This window comes from Limosilactobacillus difficilis (genome assembly GCF_947387495.1).
GTDB lineage: Bacteria > Bacillota > Bacilli > Lactobacillales > Lactobacillaceae > Limosilactobacillus > Limosilactobacillus difficilis.
In genome coordinates this window covers 33,173-41,928 of record NZ_CANDNU010000014.1, presented here as the reverse complement: position 1 = coordinate 41,928, position 8,756 = coordinate 33,173, and the positions used below count along the sequence as shown (strand labels likewise).

Here is an 8,756-nt window from a genome sequence, read left to right as displayed (position 1 = left end):
CAGCTCCATCAACCAATAATCAATTGGTCAGTATTATTTATTTGAGTCCAGTGGCTAACTTATTCTTGAAATTTAGGATAATATTTTATTAGTGGTCAGACAGGAAGACAATTAAGAAAGATTGCGTTAGTAGTAACATTAGGCGGATTGCTTTTCGGGGTAGATACGGGAGTGATCAATGGTGCCATTCCATATATGGCCTCGCCATAACAAATAAATCTCACTCCTTCTGAAGAGGGGCTTGTGACATCGGGCATTACCCTGGGAGCTGCTCTTGGGGCGTTAATGGCTGGTAAATTAGCCGACCGTTATGGGCGGAAACGTTTACTGATTGCTTTATCGGTCATCTTTTTTAGTGGAACCCTTTTCTGCTTGTTAGCACCCAATGCCATTTTGATGATTATTTTTCGCTTCTTACTCGGCTTGGTAGTTGGTTGGGCTTCCGTCATTGTACCGGCCTACTTAGCAGAAATTGCGACCGCTTCAACACGGGGCAGGTTAGTCGCTCAGAATCAATTGATGATTACTGGTGGACAACTTCTGGCGTTTACCGTCAATGCTCTCTTGGGATCATTGTTTCCTCATGTCGGTAATATTTGGCGTTACATGATTGCTTTTGGGATGATCCCGTCTGTAATGCTATTTCTAGGAATGTGGCATGTTCCTGAGTCACCGCGTTGGCTAGCAATGAAGGGGCAACGCACGGCAGCGTTGAGGGTGTTAGCCCCACTCCGTTCAAGCCGGCGGGAAAGTCTTCAAGAAATTGACAGTGTTAAAACTGCATTGCGGCAAAACCAGGGCCAGCGGCAGGCAGATTGGGACGACCTGACTCAACCGTGGATCCGGCAGTGATGATTGGCTTTGGTTTAGGAATTGTTCAACAGTTTGTTGGTATCAATATTATGATGTACTATGGGACCAGTATTTTGATGAAGGTTGGCTTTGGCCACCAGGCGCCGCTAATTGCTAATATTGGTAACGGGTTGACATCTTTTATTACCACAATTGCCTGGATGAAAATGATGTACACGGTTGAGCGACGCAAAATGTTACTCGTCGGAATTATTGGAACCGGCAGTTCAATGTTTTTACTCACGTTAGCAATTACCTTTTTGAATCAGAACGTGATCTTACCATATGTCGTCATTCTGCTAACCATGAGTTTTCTAGCATTCTTTCAGTCATGTATTTCGCCGACAACTTGGGTTCTGATGTCCGAGATCTTTCCCCAAAGTCTGCGGGGATTGGGGATGGGCATTTCCACCTTTTGTCTCTGGCTGGCGAACTTCACGGTTGGCTTTGTCTTTCCAATCATGGTCAATCACTGGAGTGGAGTCGGGACATTTGCCTTCTTCATTACCTGTAATGTATTGTCCTGGGTCTTTGCTTTTGAGGTGGTTCCAGAAACGCAGGGGAATACGTTGGAACAGATCTAGGTGGAATTACGTCAGGGTACTAATCACCGCAACCATCATCACTACCCAATGAATAGTTACAACACTAATTGTCAGAATAATTAATCCATAATGATTGTTGAAAAGTGAATAGTATACAACAATGACCTCTAACGTTCTGGTAATGCTGAATGCTAGAGGCCACTGTTGTTTCTTAGATATTTAGAATATTAGTAATACTGATCCACCATTTCGTGAAGGGTGTCATCACTTAAGCCAGTGTTTAATTTTTGAATGAAGCAATAAGTCTCTTGCTCGTCATTTCCAGCAGCTTTGAGCTGTTCAATAGTGCTGTTGACCGTCTCAGTTATACCTTGCTTTTTTCCCAACTGTTGACGTTCCAGTAATTTGATTTCGTAATTCATGATCTGCGCCCTCCTTTGCGGGTTATCATTGATCTCTTTAATTTTCTGCTGTGCATAGTCAAAGTGCTTGCTACCGCTAATGGGTTCGCCGAATTAGCTGGCAACATTAGTGACCTGTCCTGGTCTTCGTACTCGTGAAAAACGTAACGCAGGCGGCTTTGCCCAGGATAATCAAAATTACACAGAAAGATGATGTAAGTTTCTTTTGAGTCATTGTAGGACTCGTTTTTTTCTAATGTGTAGTGCGCGTCAACCTTAGATAAGTAGTAACGCATTCTCCTACCAAGATTATCCTGGTCAGCGACCTGCATTTCGATGTTATAGATACGATTGTCTTTGTCGCGAACGAGGATATCCAGACGGACGTCCTTAGTCTGCCGATCTGTATTTGGCAGATTGTAAAATTTAAGTTGAACATTTAAGTGGACAGAAAAACCCATCAAGGTCTTTAATGGTGTTACCACACAATCCATTAGAAAGAAGGACCTTGATGAGCACCACTATTTTATCATTCCAGAACCGTGTTGTCATTGAAACGCTTCATAATGAAGGACGTTCCTTGCGATACATCGCTAACTACTTAGGTTTAGTAAGACCACCATCTTTAACGAACTTCACCGGCTAAATAGTGAGTACCAGGCTGAGCTAGCGCAAACTGACTTTGAACGCAAGGTCAGTCAACGGGGGCGGAAGTCTTTGCTCACTAAAAACCTTAAACACTTGGTCGAGGAAAAGATTCAAGTCCAGAAGTGGTCCCCTGAACAAGTTGCTCATGTGGTTGGGATTGCCTACAAGACGGTCTATAACTGGATTGATCAAGGATGGCTTGATGTACAGCTACCCGATTTGCCTGATCACGGAATTCGTCGTCATCGTGCTAAAGAAAATCGGGGTACGTTCAGTCACGGCCGCTCAATTGAGGAGCGTCCTCATAAAGTCGAAACTCGCCAGGAATTCGGCCACTTTGAAGCTGATACCGTACTTTCTGGCAAACGTAAAGGTCAAGCTGTGGCTACTTTTGTGGAGCGTAAGAGTCGCCTGACAATTGTTAAACGGCTCCATGGCCGCGACAGTCAGTCCATGACTCAAGCCGTACTTGAACTAGCTAGTCAACTTCAAGACAAGCTCAAGACGCTTACCGTGGATCATGGTAAAAAGTTCGCTAACTACCAGGCAATTGAGCAGCGAACTGGTACTCTGGTTTATTTTGCTCATGCTTATTCACCACATGAACGCGGCCGTAATGAGAACCGTAACCGAGTTTTACGACGCTTTATTCCCAAAGGCCAAGCCATTGAAGAACTAAGTGATCACTAATTAGTTTAAATTAATTGGTATTTGAATTCCCGGCCACTTAAATGTCTTAATTGGCATACACCAATCGAGATCTTCCTGCTTAATTTACGTCATTAAATTCGTTCAAGTTATTTCTTGCAATCTGCCCTATGTAAAAAGAGCAAAATTGGTCCAACAGGTAACCACTAAAGTCCTTTATGCATAAACGACTTGCAGAATGTCAAAAATTAGAGCCTATTGGAGCAGATTTGGAGCACTTATAATATACGCCTTACGGCTGTAAGGCTTAGATCATTCGTAACGTTCTCGTGCCGAAGGTGCTGAACCGTCATCGCAGTGGCAAATTCAGCGGTTTTAGCGGCGGAAAAAGCAGCTGGCGCGGTTTCAACCACTCCCTGGTAGTAACCGAGCATGAATGTCCGATTCATCAAAATCACCTCACTTGTTATCTCTATTATAGGACGGTCTCACGGATACTGACACGAAAAAAGCAGCGGTACTCGCCGCTGCCTTTATTTTAGAATTGTTTTTGACCGCCGAGATAAACCTGTTTGTCAGTTTGCTGAACTGCCTTGATGTTGACCAGGGGGTTATCGTCCAGGACCAAGAAATCAGCAATCTTGCCAATTTCAAGGGTGCCATAGTCTTTTTCAATGCCCATTAGACTAGCGGTGCCGATACCTGCGGCTTGCAAGGACTGGAAGTTAGTCAGTCCGTGTTTTGCCATCAATTCCAACTCCACCGGTGCTTCTTTAAACTGGTTGAACGGTGTTCCGGCATCGGTCCCCATGGCAATTTTGACACTGTGGCGCATCGCGTAACCGACGTTGGCGATGAAGTCATCTAGAATCTGGTCTTCCTTGTCCAACATGTATTGGGGTAATTTGCCCTGGCCGTATTTCGGGATTACGATGCCAGAGACGAGGGTCGGAACGAGATAGGTTCCGTGTTCTTTCATCAGTTCGACATCATCATGCGACAGGTAGTGACCGTGCTCAATCGAATCCACGCCGGCAAGCAGGGCGTTGTGGATGCCTTTGCTACCTTCAGCATGGGCTGCCACCGTCATGTGCTTAGCGTGGGCCTCTTCAACAGCCATCTTCATTTCTTCAACGCTGAGTTCTGTATCATCAATCTGGTCTGTCGCGGACATGACACCGCCAGTGGCCATCACTTTGATGTTTTTGGCCCCTTCTTTGAAGTTTTCCCGGACGGCATGACGCATTTGGTCGGGGGAGTCAACGAGGCGGCCCCAGATGGCTTCCCCGTGTTCGCCTTCGGTAAAATCAGCATGGCCGCCTGTCATACACATCGGCTGTCCCGACGGCATGATTCGTGAACCGACGAAGGGGTGACTTTGATGCAGCTTGGTTAATTTAATATCGACATTAAAGGCACAGCCACAATCACGAACGTAGGTAATTCCCGCCTTGAGACTCTCTTTGAGATTGGCCAGTGCTTGGAGGGTGACCTCGGTTTCACTGAGGTAGTAAAGCTTGTTGGTCAAGGCATTCATCATCATGTGGGTGTGAGCATTAATCATCCCTGGCATCACGTACTTGCCGGCTAGGTTAACGGTTTGCTCGGCCGCTGGCTGCTGACCAGTACCGAGGTCCATGATTTTGCCGTCCTCCTGATTGACAAGGAACCATGCCTGGTCAAGAAGCTTTTCGCTGTTGCCGGTAAAAAGATGACAATTATTGAAGAGAACTTCTGTCATTGAGCCGGACCTCCTTACTTGGCATTTTTAATCTGAATATCTTGGGCTTTGTTGTAGAGCTGGTTGAGCTTGCCGTTCTTCTGGTCCTTGCTGATCGTTGCGTTGACCTTCTTTAAGAGAGCTTTGTCACCCTTCCGAACAGCGACCCGGGTGCCGGCTTGCATCTTGTCCTGCTTGAAGGTGAAGTGCGGGTCCACGGCGTATTCATTCGGGTGTTCCTTGGCAAAGGCTTCGGCGGTGTCACTCGTCGCAATCAGACCGTCGAGAGAGCCGTTCTTGACTTCACTGGCCAGGGTTTGCAGAGACGTTTCGTTGACGACCTTGGCACCCTTGACTTTCTTGGCGATCTTGTCCTGATAGGATGACTGCTGGGCACCGATCTTTTGTCCCTTCAGACTAGCGATGGACTTGTACTTGTCCTTGTTGACTTTGGAAACCAGGAGAACTTGGTGGACTGTCCGGTATGACTTGGAGAAGTTGACGACCTTGGCCCGCTTAGGGGTATAAGACATCCCTGCCATGATCAGGTCGAACTTCTTGTTTTGTAGTTCAGAAATCAATGAAGGGAATGCAATATTGACGATTTTAACCTTTTTGACGCCCATTGATTTAGCAATTTCCTTGGCTAATATCATATCGTAACCGACGATTTTTTGTTTGCCATTTTTAACGATCGTGAACTCGTAAGGGGCGTAGTCAGCATAGGTGCCGACAACCAGCTCTTTTTTATTTTGAATATTTTTGACACTGTTGTCTTTCTTGGCTCCACAACCACCCAAGAAAAGGCTGAGTGAGGCAACGACTGCGGTAGCAGCGATGGCTGCTTTCTTAAATGACTTCCATTTCATAATTACTTCCTCCGTTCTCTCGTAACTATATGCATAAATTGTGAATAAAACAGCTGCAATTAGCATTTATATTCTTAATGGTGCATATCATACGCCGACTTTGGGGGATGGTCAAGATGATATATGCAAATATTTTGCATTTTATTTCTCTTGAACAAAATGATGAATTTAATTAACCTATGAATACAATATGCAAATGATAGGTTTATTTTGAATGATTTATAAATAATATTGCATTTCAAGCCAACACAGTGTATATTTATCACCATCAACAACAAAAACACGAATGAAATGAATGGAGGAATTATTCATGGCAAATGAAAAAATCGTATTAGCATATTCCGGTGGTCTCGATACCTCAGTTTCCATTCCTTGGCTGATTAACAAGGGTTACGACGTAATTGCTTGCTGCATTGACGTCGGTGAAGGCAAGGACATGGATGCAATCCAGAAGAAGGGGGCTGCGGTTGGCGCTTGGAAATCGGTTGTGATCGACGCCAAGCACGACTTTGCAATGAATTATGTGCTGCCGGCCTTAAAAGCGGACGCTGTTTATGAAGGCGATTACCCGTTGGTTTCAGCACTGTCCCGGCCGCTGATCGTGAAGATCCTGGTTGATGTTGCCAAAAAGTATGGCGCAACCGCAATCGCTCACGGCTGTACCGGCAAAGGTAACGATCAAGTGAGGTTTGAAGCCGGGATTCACGCCCTCGCTCCCGAAATGAAGATTGAGGACCCGATCAGAGACTGGCACTGGTCTCGGGAAGAAGAAATTAAGTATGCCAAAGACCACGGGATTCCGGTGCCGATCACGAAGGCCAGCCCCTACTCAATTGATGAAAACCTGTGGGGCCGGGCAAACGAATGTGGGATCCTGGAAGATCCGTGGGCGGGCGCTCCGGCCGATGCGTACGACCGGACCGTTGCCATCGAAGATGCGCCAGACAAGCCTGACGTTATCGAATTGACCTTCCAGCATGGTCAACCGACGGCCTTGAATGGTGAAGAATTGCCATTAGAAGAACTGATCATGAAACTCGACAAATTGGCCGGTAGTCACGGCATTGGCCGGATCGACCACATTGAAAATCGTTTGGTAGGGATCAAGTCCCGGGAAGTCTACGAATGTCCAGCAGCGACCGTTCTGCTGGCAGCTCATCAGGATCTTGAAAACCTTACCCAAGAAGAAGAAGTGGCCCATTTCAAACCGACCGTCAGCCTGAAGATGGCTTCGCTGATTTACAACGGGCTCTGGTACTCACCATTGATGAAGGCACTGCAGTCCTTTATGGACGAAAGCCAGCAAGATGTCAACGGGACCGTCAGAGTCAAGCTCTTCAAAGGCAATGTCATCTGTGAAAGGCGGAAGTCACCAAACTCCCTCTACGACAAGAACCTGGCTACCTACACCTCGGCCGACGAATTTGACCAGGAAGCCGCGAACGGGTTCATCACCCTCTTTGAACTGCCAGACAAGGTTTACGCTCAGGTACACCAGAAGCAAGCAAAGGAGCAAGAGAAGAATGCCGATTAAGAGAATGTGGGGTGGCCGTTTCCAAGCCACTGGTTCTGACCTCGCTAACAGTTTTGGCGCTTCGATTTTCTTTGACCAGGAGATGGCCCACGAGGATATTTTTGGCTCATTGGCCCACGTTAAGATGCTCAAGGCCACGAAGATCTTGCCAGCTGCGGATGCCGATAAGATCATCCAGGGACTTCATGAAATTGACGAGCAATTGAGCAAGGATGGGACGCTGCCTTTCAGCGTTGCCGACGAAGATATTCATATGAATATTGAGGACTTGCTGACCAAGAAAATCGGTCCGGTTGCCGGCAAGCTGCATACCGGACGGAGCCGGAATGATCAGGTTGCGACGGATCTCCACCTTTACGTCAAGGAACGTCTGCCCAAGGTTGTCGAAGCCCTGCACCAGCTGCAAGAGGCCCTCGTGGATAAAGCGGCGGAAAACGTCAAGACCGTGATGCCTGGTTACACCCACATGCAGCATGCGCAACCAATTTCTTACGGTCATTACCTGCTGGCTTATTTCCAAATGTTTCAGCGGGACGCTGAACGTTTCCAATTCAACATGAAGCACACCGATCTTTCTCCTCTCGGTGCGGCTGCTTTGGCAGGGACGACGTTTCCAATTGATCGAAAATTGAGCGCCCAGTATCTGGTGATGGCGGATGTTTACGACAATTCGCTTGATGCTGTTTCTGACCGGGACTTTGTGCTGGAATTTCTCAGCAATGCCAGCATTCTGATGATGCACCTTTCGCGGCTATGTGAGGAATTAGTTTACTGGTGCAGTCACGAATTTGGTTACATCGAGTTATCCGATGCTTATTCGACAGGCAGCTCGATCATGCCGCAAAAGAAAAATCCGGACTTTGCTGAATTGATCCGGGGCAAGACCGGGCGGGTCTACGGTCATCTGATGGGCTTGCTGACGACAATGAAGGGGATCCCCCTAGCCTACAATAAGGATATGCAAGAAGATAAGGAAGGGATCTTCGATGCTGTTAAGACGATCTTGCCGAGCCTAAAGATCATGGCAGGCATGATCGAAACCCTCCACGTCAACAAGGACAAAATGGATGCGGCAACCCACCATGACTTTTCCAACGCGACGGAGCTGGCAGATTACTTGGCAGGCAAGGGCATCCCGTTCCGGCAGGCTCACGAAATTGTCGGCGAACTGGTCCTGAAGGGAATCAAGAGTGGGCACGATTTAGCTGACATTTCGCTGGAAGAATTCCACAAGATCAGTCCGAAAATTGATAAAGACGTTTATCATTGTTTGAAGCCGGAGGTTGCGGTTGCCCGGCGAAACTCATACGGCGGGACCGGCTTTGAGCAGGTTGAAGAACAATTGGCAAAAGCCAAAAAAATTTTAATCGACAACCACTAGAATAATAAAACGGCAAGCTACTAGCGAAGGCGGCTTGTCGTTTTGTGCTGTTTGGCGGCGCTTTCTATGCTAAGATTGATGTGAACAATTTGCTATCACGAGTAATGGAGGTTTGATCAATGGAGAAAAAAATTACATAAGGATTATTTGGGGGATTT

At 46.8% G+C, this 8,756-nt stretch carries 7 protein-coding genes and 2 pseudogenes; 4 read left to right on the top strand and 5 right to left on the bottom strand.

Going from position 1 to position 8,756, the window contains the following annotated elements:
• Positions 1 to 195 precede the first annotated feature (195 nt).
• Positions 196 to 1,436, top strand: a pseudogene (locus QOR82_RS09505) (sugar porter family MFS transporter).
• 188 nt (positions 1,437 to 1,624) lie between these two features.
• Here QOR82_RS09505 and QOR82_RS04350 read toward each other — a convergent pair.
• Together QOR82_RS04350 and QOR82_RS04345 are read right to left on the bottom strand one after the other, a co-directional pair.
• Positions 1,625 to 1,819: a hypothetical protein gene (locus tag QOR82_RS04350; protein ID WP_283583547.1), complete on the bottom strand. Its 195-nt coding sequence runs from the start codon at positions 1,817 to 1,819 to the stop codon at positions 1,625 to 1,627.
• Complete coding sequence (locus tag QOR82_RS04345) at positions 1,816 to 2,292, bottom strand: Rpn family recombination-promoting nuclease/putative transposase (protein WP_283583546.1); 477 nt, start codon at positions 2,290 to 2,292, stop codon at positions 1,816 to 1,818. The genes QOR82_RS04350 and QOR82_RS04345 overlap by 4 nt, the downstream gene beginning before the upstream one ends.
• A 17-nt stretch (positions 2,293 to 2,309) precedes the next feature.
• Between QOR82_RS04345 and QOR82_RS04340 the strand changes: the two are divergent.
• A pseudogene (locus tag QOR82_RS04340) lies at positions 2,310 to 3,232 on the top strand (IS30 family transposase).
• 140 nt (positions 3,233 to 3,372) lie between these two features.
• Here the strand turns inward: QOR82_RS04340 and QOR82_RS04335 are convergent.
• The 3 genes from QOR82_RS04335 to QOR82_RS04325 form a co-directional block, all read right to left on the bottom strand.
• Positions 3,373 to 3,543, bottom strand: a complete 171-nt coding sequence (locus QOR82_RS04335) for a hypothetical protein (protein WP_283583545.1) — start codon at positions 3,541 to 3,543, stop codon at positions 3,373 to 3,375.
• A gap of 89 nt (positions 3,544 to 3,632) precedes the next feature.
• On the bottom strand, positions 3,633 to 4,835 hold the full coding sequence (locus tag QOR82_RS04330) for a metal-dependent hydrolase family protein (RefSeq protein WP_283583544.1): 1,203 nt from the start codon (positions 4,833 to 4,835) through the stop codon (positions 3,633 to 3,635).
• Positions 4,836 to 4,849: 14 nt separating this feature from the next.
• Entirely contained in the window at positions 4,850 to 5,683 is an 834-nt protein-coding gene (locus tag QOR82_RS04325) for a transporter substrate-binding domain-containing protein (protein ID WP_283583543.1), read from the bottom strand.
• 310 nt (positions 5,684 to 5,993) lie between these two features.
• On the opposite strand from QOR82_RS04325, the gene QOR82_RS04320 reads away from it, so the two are divergent.
• Positions 5,994 to 7,217: an argininosuccinate synthase gene (locus tag QOR82_RS04320; protein WP_283583542.1), complete on the top strand. Its 1,224-nt coding sequence runs from the start codon at positions 5,994 to 5,996 to the stop codon at positions 7,215 to 7,217.
• Positions 7,207 to 8,598, top strand: coding sequence for an argininosuccinate lyase (argH, locus tag QOR82_RS04315; RefSeq protein ID WP_283583541.1), 1,392 nt, complete (start codon positions 7,207 to 7,209; stop codon positions 8,596 to 8,598). The genes QOR82_RS04320 and argH overlap by 11 nt, the downstream gene beginning before the upstream one ends.
• Positions 8,599 to 8,756: the final 158 nt, after the last annotated feature.

Bases quoted from the DNA above. Each gene is read 5' to 3' on its own strand.
- QOR82_RS04350 (WP_283583547.1), bottom strand. From the start codon at position 1,819: ATGAATTACGAAATCAAATTACTGGAACGTCAACAGTTGGGAAAAAAG.
- QOR82_RS04345 (WP_283583546.1), bottom strand. From the start codon at position 2,292: ATGGATTGTGTGGTAACACCATTAAAGACCTTGATGGGTTTTTCTGTC.
- QOR82_RS04335 (WP_283583545.1), bottom strand. From the start codon at position 3,543: ATGAATCGGACATTCATGCTCGGTTACTACCAGGGAGTGGTTGAAACC.
- QOR82_RS04330 (WP_283583544.1), bottom strand. From the start codon at position 4,835: ATGACAGAAGTTCTCTTCAATAATTGTCATCTTTTTACCGGCAACAGC.
- QOR82_RS04325 (WP_283583543.1), bottom strand. From the start codon at position 5,683: ATGAAATGGAAGTCATTTAAGAAAGCAGCCATCGCTGCTACCGCAGTC.
- QOR82_RS04320 (WP_283583542.1), top strand. From the start codon at position 5,994: ATGGCAAATGAAAAAATCGTATTAGCATATTCCGGTGGTCTCGATACC.
- argH (WP_283583541.1), top strand. From the start codon at position 7,207: ATGCCGATTAAGAGAATGTGGGGTGGCCGTTTCCAAGCCACTGGTTCT.